This window comes from Marinococcus sp. LNSP9103-4, assembly GCF_056034345.1.
Map to the genome: position 1 here is coordinate 76,441 of NZ_JBQLIA010000006.1, position 24,497 is coordinate 100,937.

Consider the following 24,497-nt stretch of genomic DNA (forward strand, 5'->3'; position numbering starts at 1 on the left):
AATTTAAAATGCCTTAACAACAGGGTTTATTTTACATTAATTTAGTTTTTTCACATTGTTAACAGGAGCTTATTTTCTGTGGATAACTTTAATTTATGCTGTTAATTCAGTCTTTTATTTCACATTATTTACGAAAATTTAATGTTTTCCACATATATGGAGGTATTTGTCTTTTGTTATCCACAAATAGTGGATAACTTTCTTACTTATTCACAACTGTAACGATTCGGTCGTTCCCATTCAAGTCTTTAATTACCTGGATCCTTTTTCCCGGAAACACTTTTTCAGCTGCCTCCATCACTGCTTTCCCCTGCTGCCAGCCGATTTCAAAGGCAAGCAGCCCGCCCGGAGCCAAAACTTCGGCAGCATATTTGATAATTTCTTCATAGCTGTGGATTCCTTCTTTTCCTTTACCAATTAAAGCAACCGCAGGCTCCTGGTCCCGGACAAGCGGGTCGAGCTGCTCCCATTCCTCCTTTGGAATGTAGGGAGGATTGGATACAATAACGTCCGCCTGTTCTTTCCGGGCGGCCATGCCTTCAAGAAACGATTCCTGATGAAAGGTGACCGGCGCCTGCAGCCGTTCTGCGTTTCGTTTAGCCGTTTCAAGCGCCCGGGTGTCAATGTCAACGGCCTGCACCTGTGCCGCCGAAAGCTCCAGCGCGATCGTAACTGCGATGATGCCGCTGCCTGTGCCAACGTCGACAATTCTCGGAGCATTCAGCTCTTTGTTTTTTTGCACCCAGTCGATCACGTGCCAGACGAGCTCCTCGGTTTCCATCCGGGGAATCAGCACATCCGGATTGACGTGAAACTCGCGCTCGTAAAAAAAGCTGCTGCCGGTTAAATGCTGCACCGGCGTCCCGGCTGCGTGAAGACGCACGTCCTGCTGAAAATGCTCCCATGCATGTAACGGCACCGGCTCTCTCGCAGCGGTCAGCAGCTGGGCCCGGGAAAGCTTCAGATGATGCTCCAGAAGCCAGTCGGCTGCCGTCTCTTCTCTTCCGTGCTCACTCAAAAAAGAAGAAGCCCATCTCCGGGCTTCAAATACAAGTAGTTCTTCTTTCATTACGCTTCGCCTGCTTTTTCCATAAGCTCGGCCTGTTCTTCCATTACGAGCGGCTCGATAATCTGATCAAGCTCTCCCTGGAGAATCTGGTCAAGCTTTTGCAGCGTCAGACCGATACGGTGATCGGTTACGCGCGTCTGTGGAAAATTGTACGTTCGGATCCGCTCGGAACGGTCCCCGGTTCCTACCGCTGATTTCCGGTTTTCATCATACTCCGCCTGGGCTTCCTGCTGGAATTTGTCATACACCCGGGCACGAAGAATCGTCATCGCTTTTTCTTTGTTTTTAATCTGGGATTTTCCGTCCTGACAGGAAGCGACAATGCCTGTCGGCACGTGGGTCAGCCGCACCGCCGACATAGTCGTATTTACACTCTGGCCGCCAGGACCGCTCGCTGCGAACGTGTCAACGCGGATATCCTTATCGTGAATGTCCACTTCCACTTCCTCGGCTTCCGGAAGGACAGCTACGGTAGCTGTGGATGTATGCACGCGTCCGCCCGATTCCGTGCTTGGCACCCGCTGAACCCGGTGGGCTCCGTTTTCATATTTCATTTTCGAATATGCCGAATCGCCGTTAATCATAAAAATGATTTCCCGGTAGCCGCCGAGCTCACTCGCGTTCGATTCCACAACTTCTGCTTTCCATCCCTGCTTCTCTGCATAACGGGAGTACATTTTGTATAAATCAGCGGCAAACAGCGCCGCTTCTTCCCCGCCTGCGGCTCCGCGTATTTCAATAATAACGTTTTTATCATCGTTTGGATCCTTCGGAAGAAGAAGTCTCCGGAGCTCTTCCTCCTGGTTTTCAATACGCTCGCTCAACTCTTCGACTTCCGATTTTACCATGTCTTTCATTTCTGCATCGAGCTCGTCTTCAAGCATCGATTTCGCTTCATCAAGCTGCTGCCGGGCTTCTTTATACTCCCGGTAAACCTCCACTGTCCGCTGCATCTGTGCCTGCTCCTTGGACAGCTCCTTAATTTTATTCGGATCGTTTGCGATTTCCGGATCGCTCAGCTGTTCGTTTAAATATTCATAACGGTCTTCTACCGTCTGCAGTCGCTCTAACACACCGTTCACCTCTATTTTTTAAATTTTATCCGGCTGGAATGTATTTCGTTACGTTTTACACGCTTCTCATTCTCCTTTACAGTATACTAATTATAATACAGGGGCATAGGGGCGTCAAAATACCACCGCATCCAGAAATTTCGTTTGATTAGCGCGGGAGCGGGGAAACCGCCCTGTAAATGCCTATTGTTTCAGCAGAAGGGGGAAAAACGATGAAATACGTTATTATCGGCGGAGACGCCGCCGGCATGAGTGCAGCTATGCAGATCTACCGGCAGGACGAAAATGCAGAAATTATTACGCTCGAAGCAGGAGAGATTTATTCCTACGCCCAGTGCGGTCTCCCTTACATACTCGGGGGTGAAGTCGATGACAGCGCGAATTTAATCGCCCGCGACGTCGATACATTCCGGGAAAAGTACGGCATCGATGCCCGGGTGAACCATGAGGTGACCGGTGTCGATGCGGATAAAAGAGAAGTGACCGGTATACACACCGGCACCGGCAAGCCGTTTCAGGTTACGTACGATAAGCTTCTGATTGCTTCCGGCGGGCGCCCGCTTCTGTCGGACTGGCCGGGACGGGAGCTTGAAGGTGTTCATACGCTAAAAACGATTCCGGATGCCGAAACGATCAAAGCAGATCTTGCGCACGTCGACCACGTCACTGTCGTGGGCGGAGGCTATATCGGCCTTGAAGTAGCGGAGAACTGTATTCACGCCGGAAAGAAAGTGACGCTTTTGCAGCGCGGCGATCAGCTTGCCGGCATATTCGATCCGGATATGGCAGCCTATATCGCTGAGGAAGCGGAAGCGAACGGCATTGAGCTGCTGTTTGAGGAAAACATTCAGCATCTGTCGGGGAGAAGCCGGGTGGAAGCCGTTCATACCGATCGCCGGGTGATCGATACCGATGCGGTGATTGCCGGCGTCGGACTGCGCCCGAATACAGAAATGGTGTCCAAATGCGGCCTGTTCCGGCAAGCGAACGGGGCCCTTCAGGTGAACCGCTACATGGAAACGAACATTCCCGGCATTTATGCTGCCGGCGACTGTGCCACCCAGTTCCATAGGATCAAAGAGATCGACGATTATCTTCCGCTCGGCACGCATGCCAACAAGCAGGGGCGGGTCGCCGGCCTAAACATGGCCGGAAGCGTAAAGTCCTTTAAAGGAGTAACCGGCACCTCCATTCTCCGCTTTTTCAGCCTGACGCTTGGGAAAACCGGGATCTCCGAAGCGGAGGCTGCTGACATGCGCTTTCCTTACCGCAGTGAGATGCTTACTACCTCGAGCCATGCCGGCTATTTCCCGGGAAATAGTAAGCTTCATATTAAAGTCACGTACTGCCCGGACACAGGCATTATCCTCGGCGGCCAGCTGATCGGCGGTGACGGCACAGATAAACGACTCGATGTTCTGGCGACCGCCCTCTTCCATCGTATGACCGTAACTGATTTTGAGGATCTGGACCTGAGCTACGCTCCGCCGTACAACAAAGTGTGGGATCCACTCCAGCAGGTGATCCGGCGGGCGAAGTGACTGTGCCCCTGCAATAGATAAAGCCAGCCGGCACTGCTCCGGCTGGCTTATTTTTTATTTAAAGGGCGATGGGCGGATTGGCATGGCATCTCCGGCATACCGGATAGTAGGAATCATTGCCGCCAATATGGATCTGATCGCCCGTATAAATCGGCCGGCCCTTACCGTCGAGTCTTAAATTCATGACTGCTTTTTTATGACAGAACCAGCAGATGGTCTTCATTTCCTCGATTTTATCCGCGTAGAGCAGCAGATGCTTGCTGCCTTCAAACAGTTCATTTTGAAAATCGTTTTTCAGGCCGAAGCTCATCACCGGAATATTAAGGTTATCAACAATTTCCGCGAGCTGAATGATATGCTCCTGGGACAGAAACTGTGCCTCATCCACGAGGATGCAGAACGGGCGCTCTTCTTCCTGACGAACGATATCGTAAATGTTTGTCTCTTCAAACACAGGCACAGCCTCGCGCTCCACTCCGATTCTGCTTGCTACAAATCCGACTCCGCGCCGGTCATCCAGACCGGAGGTGAAGATAAGCACTGGCTTGTTCTGCTCTTCATAGTTATGGGCCACCTTTAAAATTTCGATGGACTTGCCGCTGTTCATTGTTCCGTATTTAAAAAATAACTGCGCCATATTTTTCTCCCCTGCTTATCGGTTTCGGTTCGTGCTCGTGATATAAAAAAGGCGGAAGCCGCAGCTTCCGCCTTTACCCAACCATTGTGCTTAGCGGTTGTATTTTCTTTTGAACTTATCCACACGGCCGCCGGCAGTGTTCTGCTTCTGCTTGCCGGTGTAGAAAGGGTGGGAGTCGGAGCTTACCTCAATTTTGATTACTGGGTACGTGTTTCCGTCTTCCCATTCGATAGTTTCAGACGAGCTTTCTGTCGAACCGCTCAAAAACTTGAATCCCGTACTTGTATCCATAAATACAACTTTATGATATTCCGGATGCACTTGTTGTTTCATAGCTGGTCACTTCCTTTCGATTCTTCTCTTTTTCACACATAACGAGATTATAACAACTTCCCCGAAATTTATCAATCGTTCATTTCGTTTATTTCTTTCCGGTCGTTACTTTTCCCTGCTTGTCTTTTTGAAGCTCCTCGAAAAATTCTTCGTTCGTTTTGGTCTGCTTAATCCGCCGGATAAAGTGATCCACGAAATCCGGGGAATCGTTCATCGTCTTGCGGATCGCCCATAAATTATCCAGATGCTCTTTAGAAACGAGCAGTTCTTCTTTCCGGGTACTCGAGCGGCGGATATCGATCGATGGGAAAATACGGCGCTCGGCCAGACGGCGGTCGAGGTGGAGCTCCATGTTTCCTGTGCCTTTAAATTCCTCATAAATCACATCGTCCATCCGCGACCCGGTTTCTACAAGGGCCGTTGCCAGGATGGTCAGGCTTCCGCCTTCTTCAATATTACGGGCCGCCCCGAAGAAGCGCTTCGGGCGGTGAAGGGCTGCCGGGTCAATACCACCGGAAAGCGTCCGGCCGCTTGGCGGCAGCACCAGGTTGTATGCCCGTGCAAGACGGGTGATGCTGTCGAGCAGAATGACGACATCCTTTTTGTGCTCCACAAGCCGCATCGCCCGTTCAAGAACAAGCTCAGAAACTTTAATGTGGTTTTCAGGCACCTCATCGAATGTAGAGCTGGCTACGTCTCCGTCGACAGAACGCTCGATGTCTGTAACCTCTTCCGGACGTTCGTCCACAAGCAGCACAATCAGCTCGGTTTCCGGATGGTTTTCAGTAATGCTGTTGGCGACTTCCTTCAACAGCGACGTCTTTCCGGCTTTTGGCGGAGCCACAATGAGTCCGCGCTGACCGAAGCCTACCGGGGTAATCAGGTCGATAATCCGTGAAGAGGCGCGATTGGGATGAGTTTCCATCTGCATGCGCTCGTCCGGATACAGCGGTGTCAGAGCCGGAAAATGCGGGCGCTCCTTCGAAGAGTCCGGGTCCTCCCCGTTGACTGCTTCCACCTGCAGCAGGCCGTGGTACCGCTCCGAATCCTTTGGCGGACGTACCTTTCCGGAAACCTTATCCCCATTTCTCAGGTCAAAACGGCGGATCTGCGAGGCAGAGATATAAATGTCCTCCGTGCTCGGCAGATAGTTAATCGGGCGCAGAAAACCGTAGCCTTCTGTCTGAATAATTTCAAGCACGCCCTCCATAAACATCAGGCCATCTTTTTCCGCCTGTCCTTTTAAGATCGCAAAGACAAGTTCCCGTTTGTTTAATTTGCTGTAATACGATACCTTGTATTCTTTGGCGAGCCGGTACAATTCTTTCAGCGTCATTGTTTCGAGCTCTGCGATGTTGACTGCCAATGCGGTCACCACTTTCTTTTTCTATTATGAATGTAAAAAAATAATCATGTATATTAGTTCCGTCAACGTGAAGAAACACTTACACTTTGTGAATGTAAGCTGCCTTTTTTATTTCCGTTATGGCTTTCCGGCAAAAAGTGTTGGGATAATTGGAAGATAAGAAAAGGAACGGATGCTCTGCATAAAGGAGAGGAGAACTGTTGAATGGCAGTAAACGTTTTACGAATACGGATAGTACTTCATTATTTTAACTTTGAATGCCTCTGTCTGCAAGTGAAATTATCAGCACGGAACGCTTCCGGTATAAAATGAGAAAAGGACAGGTATCCCTGCCCTCTGCCCGTTCTATTCGTCTCTGATAACAAAATCCGGCTTTTTCTGCACGTTGTGCTTGCCGTCAACAAAGCGGACCGTGCCTGATTTCGCCCTCATGACAAGAGACTGGGTCGTGGCTTTGGAGCTTTTAAAATTCACGCCCTTCAGCAGCTCACCCTCTGTCACACCGGTAGCGGCAAAGATGCAGTCCTCCCCGCCGACCAGATCCGACATAAGAAGCGGGCGGTTGACGTCGTCAATACCCATTTCTGTGCACCGGGCCAGTTCATCGTCGTTCTGCGGAAGGAGCTTGCCCTGCATTTCCCCGCCTAGACATTTAAGTCCGACAGCGGCGATAACGCCCTCCGGAGCTCCTCCGGAGCCGAGCAGTATATCCACGCCTGTTTCATCAAAGGCGGTATTAATCGCACCGGCCACATCCCCGGCAGGAATCAGCTTAATGCGGGCACCGGTGTCACGGACGTCCTGAATCAGTTTAGCATGGCGCTCTCTGTCTAAAATAGTGACAACAACGTCTTCGATATCCTTGCCTTTCGCCTTTGCTACGGCGTGCAGGTTGTCTGCGACCGGCGCATCGATATCAATTGTCCCGATCGCTTCAGGTCCTACCGCAATTTTATCCATATACATATCCGGAGCATGGAGAAGCCTTCCATGGTCAGCAATGGCAAGCACCGCGAGAGCGTTCCAGGAGCCGCTGGCGACGATTTCTGTACCTTCAAGCGGATCTACCGCCACATCGACTCTCGGGCCGAAACCGGTCCCGAGCTTTTCCCCAATGTAGAGCATCGGGGCTTCATCCATTTCCCCTTCGCCAATGACCACAGTCCCTTTCATCGGGATCGTGTCAAACACATCGCGCATTGCGCTTGTAGCAGCATCGTCGGCCTCATCCTTTTTTCCACGGCCCATCCAGCGTGCAGACGATAACGCCGCTGCTTCGGTCACTCGTACTAACTCCATCGATAGACTTCTTTCCATTGTTATACTCCCCCAAGCTTAAGAATTTTGAATTTCCTGCATTTCCTGTTCGCTGATAGTCTCTAAACGAATGTCAGCGCCCAAATAACGCAATTTGTGCTCAATTTTTTCATAGCCCCGGGCCACATGCTCAAACCCGGTAATAACGGTACGGCCTTCAGCCATCAGCCCGGCTACAATCAGGGCAGCCCCGGCTCTCAGGTCGCTTGCTGCCACCTGTGCTCCCTGGAGCTGCTCCGGCCCCCGCACAATCGCAGTGCCTTCACCGGTAGTCACGTCCGCTCCCATGCGCGATAGTTCATCCACATGCTTGAACCGGGACGGATAGATGGTGTCGTGAACAATTGTTTTTCCTTCTGCTCTTGTCATAAGCGCTGTGAACGGCTGCTGCAGATCAGTAGGGAAGCCGGGATAAACGAGGGTTTTTAACTGCACGGCCTGCAGCCGGTCCGCCCCGGTGATCCGGACCGAATTGTCATACCATTCAACGCCCGTTCCTGTTTCCCGGAGCTTGGCCGTTAACGCTTCGAGGTGATCCGGAATGACGTTGTCTATCACTACTTCACTGCCCATAGCCGCACTGGCAATCATATAGGTGCCCGCCTCAATCCGGTCAGGGATAATCGAATGAGTGCATCCGTTCAGCTCTTCTACACCGTCAATCCGGATAACGTTTGTTCCCGCGCCTTTAATATTTGCTCCCATATTTGTCAAAAGCGTGGCTACGTCGATAATTTCCGGTTCCTTCGCGGCGTTTTCGATGACTGTCCGGCCTTTAGCCATGACTGCCGCCATCATAATGTTAATCGTCGCCCCGACGCTCACCACATCCAGATAAATGCGGGCGCCTGTCAGCTCTTTAGCGTGAATATGGAGCGAGCCGTGTTCATTTTCGACCGTGGCACCGAGAGCTTCGAAGCCTTTGATATGCTGATCAATCGGCCGCGGGCCAAGATAGCAGCCGCCCGGCATGCCGATAACCGCTTTTTTAAACCGGCCGAGCATCGCCCCCATCAGATAGTAGGAAGCACGCAGCTTCTTTACTTTGCCGTTTGGCATCGGTATCGGACGAACATTCTTTGCATTGATTTTCATTCGGTGATTTTCTGTTTTTACATTCGCTCCAGCGTCCTGCAAAATTTCAGCCAGCGTGTCGATGTCGTGAATGTCGGGAAGGTTCTCAAGAGTCACATGGCCATTTGCCATCAACGCTGCCGGAACAAGCGCCACTGCACTGTTTTTAGCTCCGCTGACCGATACCTGTCCTTCAAGCGGCCTGCCGCCTTCAATAATCATTTTCTGCATGCAATCATCCTCTATAGTCATTATCCAGCATCCTCAGCCAGTCTGTATGGACGGCATGTAAAAGCTGAAGCCCGGGTCCGGATCCGGGCAGGAACTCTTCTTTTTATACTATTTGTGTCCTACTAATCGTTAAAAGTGTTTTCTTTTTTCAGCATAGATGTTTTTCCACTTATTAGCAAGAGAATTTGGCTGAATTTTCATACAAAAAAAGCTTCTGCAGAAACCCTGCAGAAGCCTGTGCTGTTTTATTTTACTGCTTGCGGTTTTCCCAGTCGCTCAGGAATTTTTCGATTCCCTGATCTGTAAGCGGATGCTTCAGAAGGCCGGGAACGACCTTAAATGGAATGGTCGCAATATGGGCGCCGCGGGCCGCTGCTTCTGCCACGTGAGTAGAGTGGCGCACGGATGCAGCAATGATTTTCGTTTCAATGCCGTGAACGTTAAAGATCTCGGAAATTTCACTGATCAGATCCAGGCCATTGTGGCCGATATCGTCCAGACGTCCAAGGAATGGGGAGACGTATGTTGCTCCTGCCCTTGCCGCAATTAACGCCTGTACGGAAGAAAAGACGAGCGTAACATTTGTCTGAATGTTTTCTTCTGTAAAGACCTTTACGGCTTTCATGCCTTCGAGTGTCATTGGAACTTTAACCGTAATATTCGGAGCGATTTTTGCGAGCTCCCGGCCTTCCGTGATCATGCCTTCTGCTTCAGTCGAAATGACTTCGGCACTGACAGAACCGTCGACGATAGCCGTAATCTCTTTTAACCGTTCATGAAAGTCGACGCCTTCTTTGGCAACGAGACTTGGATTCGTGGTGACGCCGGCGAGAATCCCGAGGTCATTCGCCTCTCTGATTTCATCAACATTCGCTGTATCTACAAAAAACTTCATGCATGTTCCCTCCTATTATTTAGTACTCTTTATCCAGTTCAAGCAAACGCTTGCAAATCATTTTACTATGAGAAGAAGAAAGTAAGGCGGAGAAAGAGGCGGCCCGGTAATGGGCCCCCTTTTCTTCGCTTCATACTCATTAATTACGCCTGGTTGGAAGAACCAAATTCCTGCATTTTGAACTTCACTGTTTCTTTGACGGCATCGCGTGCCGGGCCGAGGTATTTACGAGGATCATACTGGTTCGGCTGCTCTGCCAGCACTTCTCGTACTTTCGCCGCAGAAGACATCTGGCTTTCCGTGTTTACGTTCACTTTTGCGTGACCGTAACGGATCGCTTTTTTCACGTCTTCTGTTGGAATGCCTGTACCGCCGTGCAGAACGAACGGAACGTCCACGAGCTGCTGGATTTCTTCCATACGGGTAAAGCTGAGGTTCGGCTCGCCTTTGTATGGACCGTGCACAGAACCAAGCGCTGCTGCAAAGCAGTCAACACCAGTCTGCTCTACAAGCTCTTTACATTCTGCAGGAATAGCGTAAGCTTCTTCCGCTTCAGAAACGACCAGGTCGTCTTCCTGTCCGCCTACACGGCCGAGCTCGGCTTCTACAGATACGCCGATCGCGTGTGCAGCGTCTACAACGCGCTTAGTCATTTCAATGTTGTATTCAAGCGGATGGTGGGATCCGTCGATCATTACAGAAGTAAACCCTGCTTTCATTGCCTTCATGCAGTTTTCAAAGCTCGAACCGTGGTCGAGATGAATGGCTACAGGTACTGTTACGTTGTATTCTTTCATCAACGCTTTTACCAGAGTAACGACTGTTTCGAAGCCACCCATGTAACGGGCTGCGCCTTCAGAAACACCGCAGATTACTGGAGATTTTTCTTCTTCAGCCGCCTGAAGAATGGCCTGGGTGAATTCCATGTTGTTCAAGTTGAATTGTCCTACGGCATACTGATTTTTTTGTGCTGTTTTCAGCATTTCCGTCATTGATACCAATGGCATAAAAAATATCCTCCCTCTTCGTTTCAAGCAAAATGTTTGAGCAGCTTCCATACATAGTAAATATATTTAAGCGCACGAAAGCATCTGCAGCTTTTATTCAGGCTGCATCGGATAGTGTGTATTAAAGCGTAATAATAATATGATCAGGGCGTCTTCACTGTCAGATACTTCCGCTTGAAAACAGACCGACTATGCTATGTAGATCTTACTCAAATTCTTTTTTCATTATAGCATATCGAGGCCAGTTGTCACCCTTCTTGCGAAAGTTTGCCGATGACGCTCTTTAAGTTTTCAATGTCAAACGGCTTGGCGATATAGTAATCCGCTCCGTTCTGTCTGGCCGCTTCCACCTGTTCCTTTTCACCAAAGGCAGTCATTATAATCACATAGGCGTCTTCGAGGCGGGAGGCGCTTTGAAGCTCTTTAAGCAGGGTAAGCCCGTCGATCCCCGGGAGTTTCATATCGATGATAAAAATTTCCGGCGTCCATTCTTCCACCATATGTAAAGCAAGCTCGCCGTTATGTGCTTCTTTGACGGTGTACCCCTCTTCTTCGAGTACCTCTTTTAAGAGAAGCCGGATTCCCATTTGATCATCTACAATTAACACCCGTTCCATTGCATGAATTCCTCCTTCTCTACTTTCTTCTCCCTGCAGTATATATTACTATGAGATTTATGACCACGTATGTTTCAGCCATCCATTAATTTCACAGCAGAAAAGAGGATTTTCATGAAAATTTTTTCCACCCAGCTTCAGGGTAAATTTCAAAGCATCATGGACCAGGAGGAAGAGTTTGAAGACGCAGCGCGTCTGGCTGTCCAGGCTGTCAGGGGACTGGGCAGGCTATGGGTCGCGGGATCTCCGTCCGCTCATTCCATTGCCCTGGCGCTTGCTGCTCAACCGGACGCCCCGGAAGGAACAACGGCCATTATACCTTCTCCCGAGACCGAAGCCCTGTCCGAGGTCGACCGTTTGCTTTTAATCATTCACCCCGACGAACACGAGGAGATGCTTTCGTTTATCCAGACATGCCAAAACAGCGAAACACCTTTAATTATTTACACGCAGGACGACACCCGGATAAATGAACTGCTCGGGCCGTTAAACTGCCATATTACAGCACCCTCGGCCGAACCGGTCATTCCGGATGAAAAGGGAGAGCGCTACGGGGACCCATTTGCTTTATCGGCTTTCTTCGCCGGTCAGCTTTTATATTTATATATTAAAGAATTATCGGATGAACTCGAATAAAGCAGAAGTATTCTGCACAAAAGAAGCCTGGATGGCGTAGACACCATCCAGGCTTACTTTTATTTATTCCCCTGCGGAGTAACGGATAAATTCGCGGAATAAAGGCTGCGGGCGGGTCGGACGGGAAACAAATTCCGGGTGAAACTGCGAAGCAACAAAGTAAGGATGGTCTGCTACTTCAATAATTTCTGCCAGACGTCCGTCCGGGCTCGTACCGCTGAAAATAAATCCGTGGTTTTCGAGCTGCTCTCTGTACGCATTGCTGAATTCATAGCGGTGGCGGTGACGTTCGTAGACGATCTCTGCCTCATCGTAAGCTTCCTTTGCCCGGGAGCCTTCTTTTAGCTTACAAGGGTAAAGACCGAGCCGGAGCGTTCCGCCAAGATCTTCTACATCCTTCTGCTCAGGAAGCAGATCGATTACTGCGTTTTTGGCGTCGGGATGAAATTCTGCCGAGCCCGCATCTTCTATGCCCGCCACGTTTCTTGCAAATTCCACGCTTGCAAGCTGCATGCCAAGACAAATTCCGAGAAACGGAATTTTCTGTTCACGTGCATAGGTGATCGCTTCAATCTTGCCCTGGATACCCCGGTCGCCGAATCCTCCAGGCACAAGAATGCCATCGACATTCTTCAGGCGCTCCGCTACATTATTTTTATCCAAATCCTCCGACTGCACCCAGTCGATTTCGATGTCTGCATCAAAGTGGTAGCCGGCGTGCTTCAGCGACTCTGCTACTGAAAGATACGCATCCGGAAGCGCTACATATTTTCCCACCAGGGCAATACGTACCGTTTTGCTTAAGTTTTTCACCCGGTCGACGAGCGCTGTCCATTCCGTCATTTCTGCCGGTGGCGCTGTCAACTTCAGGTGATCGCAGACGATCTGATCCATATGCTGGCGCTGCAGTTCAAGCGGGATCTGGTACAACACTTCTGCATCCCCTGCTTCAATGACCGACTCTGAAGGAACGTCGCAGAACGAAGCAATTTTTTCCTTCATGTTTTCTGGTACCGGCTTTTCTGTCCGGAGTACAATGACGTTCGGCTGTATTCCGATGCCGCGCAGCTCTTTGACGCTGTGCTGCGTCGGTTTGGATTTCATTTCTCCTGCTGCAGATAAGTATGGAATTAACGTACAGTGTACGTACATTACGTTGTCGCGTCCGACATCGCTTTTGATCTGACGAATGGCTTCAAGAAACGGCAGGCTTTCAATATCGCCGACCGTACCGCCGATTTCTGTAATTACTACATCGGCTCCTGTTTCTCTTCCTGCACGGTACACCCGTTCCTTGATTTCATTTGTGACGTGCGGAATAACCTGTACGGTGCCGCCGAGATAGTCGCCGCGCCGTTCTTTGCGAATAACGGAGGAGTATACTTTTCCGGTCGTAACATTGCTGTTTTTGCTGAGGTTGATATCGATAAAGCGTTCATAGTGTCCGAGATCCAGGTCAGTTTCCGCTCCGTCGTCTGTAACGAAAACTTCCCCGTGCTGATACGGGCTCATCGTTCCCGGGTCCACGTTGATATATGGGTCAAACTTTTGGATAGTAACACTAAGTCCTCTGTTTTTAAGCAGTCTTCCGAGGGAAGCTGCTGTAATGCCTTTACCTAACGAAGATACAACGCCGCCAGTAACGAAAATATATTTACTCGCCATATACCTATCTGCCTCTCTTTATATAAATGTTCTTTAAAATAGTTCTTCCAGGGCCCATACCGCTAAACAGGCTTCCTTCGCTTTTCTTTGTTCATAAAAAAAACAAAAGTGGCGCCCTGCCACCATATGGAGGGGGCACACTTTTGTTTGTCGTTCATGCTTATATAGGTATCATTTTCACCTTTACGTCACAGCCCAAAAATGATTGTACCTATACGAGTTTCGAAAGTCAAGATTCCACCACGATAAAATTACCGGTTCTCCTCTTCACTTTCCTCTGTATTGTCGCTTCCACTGTCTTCTTCCTCATCTTCTTCATCTTCGTCGAAGCCTGGTCCCGAGTTACCCGGCTCAAAGCCTTCAAGATCGTTATCATCAAACGTGTCTTCATCGGCATCGTCTTTTTTAGAGATGGCGTCCAGGTCATCAGAGATATCCACAAGGTCGTCGTCATACGTTTCTTCCTCCGGATCAATCTCTTCAGCAAGCTCATCGGAACCCTGTACTGTATGGCTCAGCTCTTCATCTGACTGATCGAGAGGATACCATCCGCGAAGACCCCAGTGGTTTTCGCCCAGATGCACAAACCGTCCATCCAGATTCATGGATGTAAACAATTTGATCATCCGGCTTTTTCTTTCCTCTTCTGTGTACCCTTTTAATTCCGTCAGACGGTCCATAACTCTCGTATAGCCTGATGCTCCGCCCTCTTCTTCGAGGATCATATACGCCAGCTCCATCGAAGACATTTCCCTTACTTTTTCTTCGCTCAACTCGTTTATTTTCACAGCTTCATCGCTCCTTTTCACGAACATGCCCTTATGCTGATTCCTTTATATTAATCGCTTCATCGCTACGAAAATTCATACCTAAAATTATAAACATATTTCGAAGGAAAATTCCATAATTATTATTCAATTCTTACTGATAGAATTTACCGGCCGTCTGCCTAATTGTTTTCCAGAGGCGTCCATTCGTTCTGCTGCCGGCTTGTAACAAGAGACACGAGTACAAACGCTGCAAGCGAAAATAGAACAGGCATGGCTACTTCGTGCATACCGAGCCACCCCGGGAGCCAGATCGAAATAATCATGTACGACGCGATACCGGTAATCATCGCTGCAAGCGCTCCCCATCCATTTGCCTTTTTCCAATACAGCCCTAAAACGATTGGCCAGATAAACGCGGCTTCCAGCCCTCCAAAGGCAAACAGATTCAGCCAGATTAAAAACTCCGGCGGGCTCCACGAAATAGCTACCACGATAATGCCGACTGCTGCTGTAACAATCAGACTCAGCAGGCGTATTCTGTTTTCCGAAGCGTCCGGCCTGATATAGTTAATGTATACGTCTTTGACTACTGAGGAGCTGATCATCAGAAGCAGAGAATCCACGGTGCTCATGATAGCCGCCATGGGTGCTGCCAGCACGATACCAGCCAGCCATCCGGGAAGAACGCTCATCGTCAGCTCCGGCATAACGGTATCGGCAACTTCAATGCCCGGGACGACGACGCGGCCCATCACACCGGCCATATGCATTCCAAACATCATAAAAGCAACCACTGCCGTTCCGATAAGAAGCGCACGGTGCATAGCAGCCGAGCTTTTATATGACATCGCCCGTACTGCCACCTGGGGCAGTCCGACCACTCCCACACCGACTAAAATCCAGAATGACGATACATAGAGTGCGGTTAAATCCCCGTCTGCGCCAAACGGTGTAACGAGGTTTGGGTTTTCCTGATACAGGGAGGTCATGATATTGTTCATGCCGCCCCCGGCTATCAGTGTAGCGGTAAAAATGATCAGCGTACCGACGACCATAATAATGCCCTGTACCGCATCTGTCACCACCACTGCCCGGAAGCCTCCGATGATTACATAAAACAGCACCGCTGCTGCAAACAGAAACAGGGACGCCTGATAGCTCATGCCGGTGACCGATTCGATCAGTCTCGCTCCACCTACCCACTGGGCGGCCATAGCGGAAAATAAAAAGATTACAATGCTGAATGCTCCCAAAATGACAACCAGCCCGTTATTGTAGCGGGAGCGGAGAAAATCCACCAGTGTGACAGCCCGGTACCGGCGGGCCATGACGGCAAACCGCTTCCCGAGGATCATCAGCGTGAAATAGCCGGTAACCACCTGCGCCATGGATAGCAGCACCCAGCCAAGCCCGCGGTCGTATGCAATGCCGGGACCTCCAACGAAGCTGCTCGCACTGCCGTACGTCGCAACCATTGTCATGGCCAGCACCAGTCCTCCAAGCTCACGGCTTCCTAAATAGTAGTCATGAAGAAAAGAAGCGGCACCCGACCTTTTTTTAGCCGACCAGATACCGATCGCAAACGTAAAAAGTAAAAAAACGACTAATGGTACAATCACTTCTATATTCATCGGTCTTCCTCCTGATCAAGAGGAATATCGCGGAGGACGAACTTTACGACAAACCAAAGAGTAACGAGTAAAAGCACCGGTCCGAGTACGCAGCTGTAAAAAAGCCAGTCAGGCATACCCAGTATGTATTGATAATTCTGAGGGTCTCTGCCCCCAAGCCCATATGCAAAACCAAACCACCAAATAAAATGGCCTACAGCAATAGCAACACCAAGAAGCGCTTCCCTGGCTGTGAGCTGCTGCAGCTTTCTCTCTTTTTCTTCCAGGCTCATGATCATCCTCCATTTATTTCGTTCCTTCAAAAACTTCAATTAGTTTAGCTGATTTACAAGTCTGCTGCAACTATATTGACAAATCGTTCCTGTTTCACGAGAATATACGTATTATGCCTGTACTTTCAAGTGATGTTTAATCATTATAAAAAAGGGTAATGTAATTTAATAAAGTCAAAAGGTGTTGATGTAAATGGCTGGCGAAAAACAATTTGACCAATTCGAACCTGGAGAAGTCGTTCATTATGAAGGATATGAAATGAAAGTTATTTCTGAATTTGAACGCACGGTTATTGTAGAATTCAGTGATTATCCAATTGTGGGAAAAGAAGAAGAATTTCCTTACCACCGCATCGTTCTATTAAAAAATGAAGTAACCCATTAAAATAATCATCTATCAAGTGCAAAGCTGCTTCCTCACAAAAGAGGAGCAGCTTTTTTATTTTATAAAAGCGCAGACCCGGGGGCAGGCCATGTCTAGCTCCATGCGTTACCAGCCCAATCCATTCGTGATTTCAGTTCGACGCTGCTACAGGACGTAGCGGTCTTAGTCGAACTTCCTTTAACCCGGGTGTTACTGTTTCCTCTATTCGCCAATCGCGTTTTTCTCTGTCCAGCTCCGGAAGCCAACGATGTCGCATCCCTTCAGACCTTTGTCAAAGTGAAAAAGCCAATTTTCCAAAGCTCTTCCAGGGTACGCATCGCTGGTCAGGCTTCCTCCGCTTTTCTTTTACATATCTTTCTCCATAATCAGCATCGGAATCTGATAGCCGCCGAATTCCCCCTGAAGCTTTTCCTTTTTCTCGAATCCCTGTTTTTCATAAAATTTCTGACCGCGTGTATTTTTTTCCTCTATATAGACGCGGATCTTTTTAGCATTCGGCTCTTCCATCAGCGTTTCGTCAAACAGCTGTTTTCCAATCCCCTGGCTTTGATATTCAGGAAGCAGGTACATAGCAGACATTTTACAGCTTCGCTTATCGTCGATCGGTCCTAAATCAGAAAATCCCACGACTTTCCCGTCCACTTCAGCTACTTTGGAGGTATGCTTGGATATTCGGCGCATTAACATCTCATCGTTGTAGGCCTGACTTAAATACATCTCCTGGGCCGGCAGCGGAATAATGCCCTCATAGGCGTCATACCAGCAGTCTCTTGCTACTTCACGGATTCGGTCCAAGTCTTTATACTCCATCGAACGGATAACTACGGCCATATCGTTTCCTCCTTCTGCATGGTAGCATGTCTTCCTGTTATTCTTCTCGATCTACCATTATTTACCCTTCCTATCTGCAATAAAAACCGCGCGGACCTGCTTCATTTTCTGCTTGACGTTTATGATTTCCAATTGTATAACTAATCTGTAAGCGTATTCAAATTTACCAGGAGGACGACATCATGATTACTTTTATCATCGCAGTAGCATTACTGGTTATCGGTTATTTTACATATGGCGCTTTTATTGAAAAATTATTCACTACAAATGAAAAACGGGCGACTCCTGCCTTCACTAAACAGGATAACGTGGACTACCTTCCTATGGGGACAAAGCGGAATTCCATGATTCAGCTGCTGAACATTGCAGGCGTCGGCCCGATCTTCGGTCCGATTATGGGCGCTCTTTACGGCCCAGTTGCTTTTTTATGGATCGTGTTCGGCGCTATATTTGCCGGAGCGGTGCACGATTACTTAACCGGAATGATTTCCATCCGGAACGGTGGCGCCCACCTTCCTCAGCTTGCCGGCAAATTTCTCGGCAAGTCGATGAAACATATTGTAAACGGGTTTTCCGTGCTTCTTCTATTATTAGTTGGAACCGTTTTCGTCACTGCTCCTGCTGAGCTGCTGAGCGGTATTCTTCCAGCAGGAATCGGCCTTGCTGCTATTATTACCGTTATTTTCGCCTATTATACTCTCGCAACGCTTCTTCCGGTCGATAAGATCATCGGCAAGATCTATCCGATTCTCGGGGCGCTCCTTCTACTCAGCGCTGTCGGTATCGGAGGTGGACTTATCGTTCAGGGACAGCCGATTCCGGAGCTTTCGTTCCAAAACATGCACCCGGATCAGGCGCCTATTTTCCCGCTGTTGTTTTTAACTATTTCCTGCGGGGCTATCTCCGGCTTTCATGCTACCCAGACACCAATTATCTCCCGCACCACCCAGAGCGAAGGCAGCGGAAGAAAAATTTTCTACGGCATGATGATCGCCGAAGGCATCATCGCCATGATCTGGGCCGCTGCTGCCATGAGCATTTTTAACGGCGTGTCCCTGAATGAAATCATCGCTGCCGGCGGTCCCGGAGCTGTGGTTAGTGAAGTTTCCATGACGATGCTTGGTGCTGTCGGCGGTACGCTCGCAGTCATTGGGGTTATCGTTCTTCCAATCACGTCCGGGGATACTTCGTTTAGAAGTGCCCGGATGATCATTGCGGACTATTTCCGGATCAATCAAAAGAAAATGCCGAACCGTCTTTGGATCGCGCTTCCATTGTTTGTCGCTTCGTTTGCTTTAACGAACATGGACTTCACCATTTTATGGCGGTACTTTTCCTGGGCCAACCAGTCCACCGCCATGATCGCCCTGTGGGTCGGTGCCATGTACCTCGTGCTCGCCGGGAAAAACCACTGGGTCGCTTCGATTCCAGCCACGTTCATGACCATGGCGACGTTCACCTACATTTTGAACGCGCCGATCGGCTTCGGACTTCCGATGGAATTGAGTTATATTATTGCAGCTGTCGGAACACTGATTGTTATCGCCCTGTTTGTTAAACGGGCCCGAGCCTATGTGGGAACCAGGTTCCCAGTCGACGAACAGATCGAATCCGCCTATGAAAAAGCTCCCGCGAAAGCATAACAAAAAGGCACCTCCCATTTCGGGCGGTGCCTTCGTCGTTATTACATCGTTTCCGGCGCGTTCACGCCGATAAGATCGAGACCGTTCTGAACTGTCGTCTGGACTGCCTTCGCCAGTACGAGCCTTGCCTGGGTTTTCGGCTCGTCCTCCGCGTCCATCACGCGGTCTGCGTTGTAAAAGCTGTGAAACGCAGAGGCCAGTTCATGAAGATAGGTGGTCATGCGGTGCGGAGCATATTTGTCCGCTGCAATCGCCACTTCTTCCGGAAATTCCCCGATTTTTTTCAGCACGTCCATTTCTTTTTCACTGTGGATCGGCGTCAAATCGGCTTTCGGATCAAAAGTGATGCCGCGCTCCTCCGCCTGACGGAAAATGCTGCAAAGCCGTGCATGAGCGTACTGCACGTAGTATACCGGATTTTCATTGGACTCTGATTTAGCCAGGCTCAGGTCAAAGTCCATGTGAGTGTCCGGACTCCGCATCGCAAAGAAATACCGGGTGGCGTCAATGCCGACTTCGTCCATTAGATCCCGGAGGGTTACTGCCTTCCCGGTCCGTTTGCTCATTTTTACACGCTCGCCGTTTTCAAACAGGTTCACCATCTGAATGATCTGCGTTTCGAGCTGTTCTTTATCATGGCCGAGCGCCTGTACCGCTGCTTCCATACGTGGAATATAGCCGTGGTGGTCTGCTCCCCAGATATTGATAACTTTTTCAAAGCCGCGGCTGAATTTGTCCCGGTGATACGAAATATCCGGCAGCAGATACGTGTAGGTACCGTCGTTTTTCACAAGTACACGGTCTTTATCGTCCCCGTAACGGCTCGAACGGAACCATACCGCCCCGTCTTCTTCGTATGTTTCTCCCTGGTCGTGCAGGTATTGCAGCGTTTCTTCAACATTGCCGTTTGTATAAAGAGAGGTTTCCGAATACCACACATCAAAACGGACTCTGAACTGCTCAAGATCCTGCTTCAGCTTTTCGATTTCACGCTTCAGGCCGTACTCGCGGAAAAACTCGAGCCTTTCCTCTTCCTCGACGTGGACGAACCGGTCTCCCTGTTCGCTTGCAAGCTCTTCGCCGAACTGGCGCACGTCTGCTCCTTGATAGCCGCCTTCAGGCATTTCCATCTCCATGCCGAGGGCTTCAAAGTACCGGCTTTCGACCGATCTTGCCAGGTTTACGATCTGATTGCCGGCATCGTTAATGTAATATTCACGCGTCACGTCGTAGCCGGCAAAGTCCAGAATGTTGCAGAGCGAATCCCCAACGGCCGCGCCGCGGGCATGCCCGAGATGCAGATTGCCGGTCGGATTCGCCGATACAAACTCCACCTGAACCTTTTTCTGCTTTCCAACATCAGAGCGGCCATACTCTGCCCCCTGATCAAGCACTTCCGGAATCACATCAATCAAATAACGGTTATCCATAAAAAAGTTAATAAAGCCGGGGCCCGCAATTTCAATCTCTTTGACGGAGGCTTTGTTTGTGTTTAAGTGGTTCACAATATCTTCGGCGATCGCCCGAGGTGCTTTTTTTGCCACGCTTGCGAGCTTCATCGCTGCGTTCGAGGCAAAGTCCCCGTGGCTTTTTTCCTTCGGGGTTTCAAGCACAATCTCCGGGACGTCCTCCCCCCGGGCAAGTCCAGCCGCTTCAATTGCCGCCGCAATTTCTGTTTTTAACTGCTCTTTCACCTGATCCATTATATTCATATGCTTATGCGTCCTCCTCAATAACGATCGAAATTTCGTAACGCCCTACCGGCGTCCCCTGCAGTACCAGCCGGTAATGAAAATCAATATGCATCACCCAGCCGAGGTTGGCCTTTGTCACAGCCAGATGGTCTGTTACCGCTTCTGTATGAAGCCGGCCGTAGCCCATGTCGTAGGTGCCTTCGGTACGCTCGCCGTACGCGTATACCTGACGCATGGCCACGGCCCCGCTTCGGAGTACCATGACCTCTGCATTTCCGATTTTCAGCGTGGTCTGTACCTTTCCTATGCCCTCAAGCTCTTCTTCGAACCGGACATACGTCCATTCCTGCTTTTCGTACATTTCGCCATCTGCGTTCAGCTGGATGGTTTCACGTTCATCTTCCTGCTGCATATTGGTTGTCATAGCGACTTTTACCGGGGTCTTTGCTGTGTCTGCCACGATGAGCCACCTTTCTCTATGCCTGCACATACTCGCTTTTAACGTTCCGGTTAATCACTGTCTTATTTTAACACGACTTCACGCATTGAGAAGGGAAAATTGATCATTTGAAAAGCCTGCAGACAAAAAAGCTCCCCTGCCGGAGCAGAGAAGCTTTGATCACCCTTTAACCGAGCCGGCAAGCAGACCGCGGACAAAGTATCTTCCAAGCACAATATAGACTATAAGCGTCGGCAGGGCGGCAAGCATAGCACCGGCCATCTGCACGTTCCACTGCACGATCTGGCTGCCGGATAAATTCTGCAGCGCCACCATAACCGGCTGGCTGTCTGCGTTTGTGATCGTTACCGCAAACAAAAATTCATTCCAGATGTTCGTAAACTGCCAGATGGCCACGACGACAAATCCCGTAATGGATAGCGGAATAATGACGCGCCGGAATATCTGCAGAAAACCCGCGCCGTCAATTTTCGCTGCTTCAATCATTGTATCGGGGATGTTGGCATAAAAGTTTCTAAACATCAGGGTCGTAATCGGCAGACCGTACACGACGTGGGTGAGAATCAGCCCCGGAATCGAGTTGTACAATTCAATACTCCTGAGAAATTGGATGAGCGGAATGAGGATGCTCTGATACGGAATAAACATCCCGAACAGCAGCACGGTAAAAAGAATTTCCGAGCCCTTGAACTTCCATTTGGACAGCACATATCCGTTCATCGCCCCGAGCAGCGCGGATAAAATCGTTGCCGGAATAACCAGATAAAAGCTGTTCGCCAGGTTCGGAGCCAGGGCAGCGAAGGCTTCCGCGTAGCTTGAAAAGTCGATCGCTGTCGGAAACGCCCACATCGTAGCGAGACTCACTTCATCGAGCGGCTTCAGGCTGGTTACTACGATGACGTAGATCGGTGATAAAAACAAAAGCGACATAAAAATGGCGAGTGCGTATTTGAACACCGGCGTTAATCGAATGGCCATCAGCCTTCCCTCCTTCGATTGGCGAGTAAGTACGGTACGATGAATACAGCGACCAGAATGAGCATTACCATGGCGATGGCTGCCCCGTTTGCATAGTAATTGGCACGGAATGTGGTTTCAAACATATATACGCCCGGAACGTCAGTTACGAAATTCGCCCCCGAGCCGGTCATCGCGTAAACAAGGTCAAATATTTTCAGCGAAATGTGCGCCATGATAATAACAACACTTACTGTAATTGGCAGAAGCAGCGGAATGACTACCTTCATGTATACCTTCCACTCTGACGCCCCGTCGACCCGGGCAGCTTCCCGGAGCTCTTCCGGAATGCCCCGCAGACCGGCCAGGTACATCGCCAGGGAAAAGCCGGTCATCTGCCAGACGGCCGCTATGACAAGCGCGATAATAGCAACAGGAAGACCGAATTCAATACTCCCCCACTGAAAGCCGCCCAGAATATTCGTGTCGGTATACCAGAGCGGTTCGATACCAAAGAATGCCAAAAATGTATTGTAGCCGGTGGACGGGTTCAAAAGCCACTGCCAGACGACCCCCGTCACGACAAAGGAAAGCGCCATTGGAAAAAGAAAAATATTGCGAAAAAGCGTTTCGGCTTTTAACTTCTGGTCGATAAGCACCGCCAGGCCGAGGCCGCTTACAATCACAAACCCGATAAATAAAAGTGTAAAAAACAGAGTGTTCCTTAAATCCGCCTGAAAACGGAAGTCCTGGAACAGGTATATATAGTTTGCGAACCCGGCAAAAGAAAAGTCCGGTGTCAGGCTGTTCCAGTTGCTGAGCGAGACGTACCCTGTCCACCCGATAAATCCGTATACAAATACAGCGACCAGTAAAAACGAGGGAGCGATAAACGCCACGGCCCACCAGCGGTCCCTGACTGCTTTTTTACGTTTCACCCGGTCTTTTGCTGCTGTTTTGTCCATTACTTCGTCGGCCATCTTCCATCCCTCCTTTGAACAAAAGAAGCCCGGCACCGCTTTCACCGGCACGGGGCTTTTTTCTGTTAATTCATCCTATTGCTGTTCTTCCTCAAGTGCTGTCTGCATCGATTCCATCAATTTCTCTTCATCGCCCTGAGTAACAAAGATATTTACGGCCTGGTTCGCTTTCGTCACGAAGCCTTCAGAGGCAGCTGAACCGTGCGCAAGACTTGGCGTAAGCGATGTCTCCTGGAAGTCTTCCATCGTATCCTGGCCATATTCGTCGTATTTGGACTCATCCGCGTCCACACGTGCCGGGATCGATCCTTTTAACGGGTTGAACGCGTCCTGTCCTTCCTTCGAACCGAGGACGCTCAGGAATTCTTTAACCTGTTCCGGATTTTCCACCCCTTTTGGCAGACCGAAAGTATCAGTGATGACCATGAATTCTTCCGATGTTCCAGGGAACGGCGTGTAGCCGAAGCCTTCATTCACTTCCAGGCCAAGGTCGTTTACAAAATAGCCTTTCGCCCAGTCACCCATGTTAATCATGGCAGCTTCCCCGTCTGCAACCATCTGCGCTGAGTCCTGCCAGTTTCTCGAAGCGTGATCTTCGTTTACATATTCAAGCATTTTCCCAAACTGTTCAGTGGCTGTTGCTACGCGCTCATCATCAAAGCCGACTTCCCCTTCCCAAAGAGCTTCGTAGTCTTCCGGACCAAGGTTGGCAAGCAGCAGGTTTTCGTAAATTTGTGTAGCCGGCCAGGATTCTTTATCACCCATTGCAAGCGGCGTCACTCCTGCAGCTTCAAGCTCTTCTGCGACTTCAAAAAATTCGTCGATATCACTTGGCGGTTCGATGTCGTTTTCTTCAAACACTTCCATGTTGTAAAACATGACGTTGCCGCGGTGAATATTGACCGGTACGGAGTAGATATCGCCATCCGAGCTGACCATATCCACTAGCTCTTCCGGAAACTTGTCATTCAGCTCTTCCTCTTCGTAAAAATCATTGAGCGGCTCCATTTTGTCTGCTGCCACCCAGCTGTCATTCAGCTCAGCTCCGCCGTGCACCTGGAACGTGGATGGCGGGTCGTCACCCTGCATTCTTGTGGCGAGCACTGCTTTAGCATTTGTACCGGCACCACCGGCTACAGCGGCGTTTTCCACTGAAATATCGGGATTTTCCTCTTCAAACATATCGATTAAAGCCATCAGGCCGTCTTCCTCGCCAGCGCCCGTCCACCAGCTGAAGATTTCTACTTCGGCGTCGCTTCCACCTTCCCCCGAGCCTCCGGAGCTGCCCTCATTTTCCGAACCGGAGCCGGAATCCGAACCGCCTCCCCCACAGGCTGCCAAACCGAACAGCAGCAATGAACTTCCTACCAGACCAACACTCTTTTTCAACATGAACCCTCCCCCTCGCAGGAA

At 49.7% G+C, this 24,497-nt stretch carries 24 protein-coding genes; 4 read left to right on the plus strand and 20 right to left on the minus strand.

Annotated elements, in window-relative coordinates; genetic code table 11:
* Positions 1 to 202: 202 nt before the first annotated feature.
* Together prmC and prfA are read right to left on the minus strand one after the other, a co-directional pair.
* Positions 203 to 1,069 (minus strand): peptide chain release factor N(5)-glutamine methyltransferase, encoded by an 867-nt coding sequence (gene prmC / locus ACTRXG_RS06315; protein WP_474284347.1) that lies wholly within the window; start codon positions 1,067 to 1,069, stop codon positions 203 to 205.
* On the minus strand, positions 1,069 to 2,142 hold the full coding sequence (prfA, locus tag ACTRXG_RS06320) for a peptide chain release factor 1 (protein ID WP_322525642.1): 1,074 nt from the start codon (positions 2,140 to 2,142) through the stop codon (positions 1,069 to 1,071). The genes prmC and prfA overlap by 1 nt, the downstream gene beginning before the upstream one ends.
* A gap of 212 nt (positions 2,143 to 2,354) precedes the next feature.
* Between prfA and ACTRXG_RS06325 the strand changes: the two genes are divergently transcribed.
* Entirely contained in the window at positions 2,355 to 3,683 is a 1,329-nt protein-coding gene (locus ACTRXG_RS06325) for an FAD-dependent oxidoreductase (protein ID WP_474284349.1), read from the plus strand.
* A 58-nt stretch (positions 3,684 to 3,741) separates the two neighbouring features.
* Here ACTRXG_RS06325 and ACTRXG_RS06330 read toward each other — a convergent pair whose 3' ends face one another.
* From ACTRXG_RS06330 to ACTRXG_RS06365, 8 genes are all read right to left on the minus strand, one after another.
* Positions 3,742 to 4,320, minus strand: a complete 579-nt coding sequence (locus tag ACTRXG_RS06330; protein WP_474262362.1) for a thymidine kinase — start codon at positions 4,318 to 4,320, stop codon at positions 3,742 to 3,744.
* Positions 4,321 to 4,410: 90 nt separating this feature from the next.
* Positions 4,411 to 4,653 carry a type B 50S ribosomal protein L31 gene (locus ACTRXG_RS06335; protein WP_022794589.1) on the minus strand — a complete coding sequence of 81 codons (243 nt, stop codon included), beginning with the start codon at positions 4,651 to 4,653 and terminating at the stop codon, positions 4,411 to 4,413.
* 88 nt (positions 4,654 to 4,741) lie between these two features.
* Positions 4,742 to 6,019: a transcription termination factor Rho gene (rho, locus tag ACTRXG_RS06340; RefSeq protein WP_322525560.1), complete on the minus strand. Its 1,278-nt coding sequence runs from the start codon at positions 6,017 to 6,019 to the stop codon at positions 4,742 to 4,744.
* A 345-nt stretch (positions 6,020 to 6,364) separates the two neighbouring features.
* Complete coding sequence (glpX, locus tag ACTRXG_RS06345; protein WP_322525559.1) at positions 6,365 to 7,336, minus strand: class II fructose-bisphosphatase; 972 nt, start codon at positions 7,334 to 7,336, stop codon at positions 6,365 to 6,367.
* Between the two features lie 18 nt (positions 7,337 to 7,354).
* Positions 7,355 to 8,641: a UDP-N-acetylglucosamine 1-carboxyvinyltransferase gene (locus ACTRXG_RS06350; RefSeq protein ID WP_474284391.1), complete on the minus strand. Its 1,287-nt coding sequence runs from the start codon at positions 8,639 to 8,641 to the stop codon at positions 7,355 to 7,357.
* A 250-nt stretch (positions 8,642 to 8,891) separates the two neighbouring features.
* Entirely contained in the window at positions 8,892 to 9,536 is a 645-nt protein-coding gene (gene fsa, locus ACTRXG_RS06355) for a fructose-6-phosphate aldolase (RefSeq protein WP_091613202.1), read from the minus strand.
* 143 nt (positions 9,537 to 9,679) lie between these two features.
* Positions 9,680 to 10,543 carry a class II fructose-1,6-bisphosphate aldolase gene (fba, locus tag ACTRXG_RS06360; protein WP_319632668.1) on the minus strand — a complete coding sequence of 288 codons (864 nt, stop codon included), beginning with the start codon at positions 10,541 to 10,543 and terminating at the stop codon, positions 9,680 to 9,682.
* A gap of 248 nt (positions 10,544 to 10,791) precedes the next feature.
* Entirely contained in the window at positions 10,792 to 11,160 is a 369-nt protein-coding gene (locus ACTRXG_RS06365; protein ID WP_474262363.1) for a response regulator, read from the minus strand.
* A 114-nt stretch (positions 11,161 to 11,274) separates the two neighbouring features.
* On the opposite strand from ACTRXG_RS06365, the gene ACTRXG_RS06370 reads away from it, so the two are divergent.
* Positions 11,275 to 11,796 carry a DUF2529 family protein gene (locus tag ACTRXG_RS06370; protein WP_474284351.1) on the plus strand — a complete coding sequence of 174 codons (522 nt, stop codon included), beginning with the start codon at positions 11,275 to 11,277 and terminating at the stop codon, positions 11,794 to 11,796.
* A gap of 63 nt (positions 11,797 to 11,859) precedes the next feature.
* On the opposite strand, the gene ACTRXG_RS06375 is transcribed toward ACTRXG_RS06370, so the two are convergent.
* From ACTRXG_RS06375 to ACTRXG_RS06390, 4 genes are all read right to left on the minus strand, one after another.
* Positions 11,860 to 13,461 carry a CTP synthase gene (locus ACTRXG_RS06375; protein ID WP_474284353.1) on the minus strand — a complete coding sequence of 534 codons (1,602 nt, stop codon included), beginning with the start codon at positions 13,459 to 13,461 and terminating at the stop codon, positions 11,860 to 11,862.
* A 251-nt stretch (positions 13,462 to 13,712) separates the two neighbouring features.
* On the minus strand, positions 13,713 to 14,249 hold the full coding sequence (gene rpoE, locus ACTRXG_RS06380) for a DNA-directed RNA polymerase subunit delta (RefSeq protein WP_474262366.1): 537 nt from the start codon (positions 14,247 to 14,249) through the stop codon (positions 13,713 to 13,715).
* Between the two features lie 161 nt (positions 14,250 to 14,410).
* The gene (panF, locus tag ACTRXG_RS06385) at positions 14,411 to 15,862 is read right to left on the minus strand and encodes a sodium/pantothenate symporter (protein ID WP_474281075.1); all 1,452 of its coding nucleotides are present in this window, start codon (positions 15,860 to 15,862) and stop codon (positions 14,411 to 14,413) included.
* The gene (locus tag ACTRXG_RS06390) at positions 15,859 to 16,134 is read right to left on the minus strand and encodes a YhdT family protein (protein WP_474284354.1); all 276 of its coding nucleotides are present in this window, start codon (positions 16,132 to 16,134) and stop codon (positions 15,859 to 15,861) included. The genes panF and ACTRXG_RS06390 overlap by 4 nt, the downstream gene beginning before the upstream one ends.
* Before the next feature lie 193 nt (positions 16,135 to 16,327).
* On the opposite strand from ACTRXG_RS06390, the gene ACTRXG_RS06395 reads away from it, so the two are divergent.
* Complete coding sequence (locus tag ACTRXG_RS06395; RefSeq protein ID WP_022794603.1) at positions 16,328 to 16,519, plus strand: hypothetical protein; 192 nt, start codon at positions 16,328 to 16,330, stop codon at positions 16,517 to 16,519.
* 345 nt (positions 16,520 to 16,864) lie between these two features.
* Here the strand turns inward: ACTRXG_RS06395 and ACTRXG_RS06400 are convergent, their stop codons facing one another.
* The gene (locus ACTRXG_RS06400; RefSeq protein WP_474262370.1) at positions 16,865 to 17,350 is read right to left on the minus strand and encodes an N-acetyltransferase family protein; all 486 of its coding nucleotides are present in this window, start codon (positions 17,348 to 17,350) and stop codon (positions 16,865 to 16,867) included.
* Positions 17,351 to 17,532: 182 nt separating this feature from the next.
* On the opposite strand from ACTRXG_RS06400, the gene ACTRXG_RS06405 reads away from it, so the two are divergent.
* Positions 17,533 to 18,993, plus strand: coding sequence for a carbon starvation CstA family protein (locus ACTRXG_RS06405; RefSeq protein WP_474277976.1), 1,461 nt, complete (start codon positions 17,533 to 17,535; stop codon positions 18,991 to 18,993).
* 41 nt (positions 18,994 to 19,034) lie between these two features.
* Here the strand turns inward: ACTRXG_RS06405 and argS are convergent, their stop codons facing one another.
* From argS to ACTRXG_RS06430, 5 genes are all read right to left on the minus strand, one after another.
* Positions 19,035 to 20,705, minus strand: coding sequence for an arginine--tRNA ligase (gene argS, locus ACTRXG_RS06410; RefSeq protein WP_474284355.1), 1,671 nt, complete (start codon positions 20,703 to 20,705; stop codon positions 19,035 to 19,037).
* A 4-nt stretch (positions 20,706 to 20,709) separates the two neighbouring features.
* Entirely contained in the window at positions 20,710 to 21,147 is a 438-nt protein-coding gene (locus ACTRXG_RS06415; protein ID WP_322525549.1) for a YwiB family protein, read from the minus strand.
* 159 nt (positions 21,148 to 21,306) lie between these two features.
* On the minus strand, positions 21,307 to 22,125 hold the full coding sequence (locus ACTRXG_RS06420) for a carbohydrate ABC transporter permease (RefSeq protein ID WP_474262374.1): 819 nt from the start codon (positions 22,123 to 22,125) through the stop codon (positions 21,307 to 21,309).
* The gene (locus tag ACTRXG_RS06425) at positions 22,125 to 23,069 is read right to left on the minus strand and encodes a carbohydrate ABC transporter permease (RefSeq protein WP_474262428.1); all 945 of its coding nucleotides are present in this window, start codon (positions 23,067 to 23,069) and stop codon (positions 22,125 to 22,127) included. The genes ACTRXG_RS06420 and ACTRXG_RS06425 overlap by 1 nt, the downstream gene beginning before the upstream one ends.
* 90 nt (positions 23,070 to 23,159) lie before the next feature.
* A complete protein-coding gene (locus tag ACTRXG_RS06430) occupies positions 23,160 to 24,476 on the minus strand; it encodes an ABC transporter substrate-binding protein (protein WP_474284356.1) in 1,317 nt (438 codons plus the stop codon).
* Between the last annotated feature and the right edge of the window lie 21 nt (positions 24,477 to 24,497).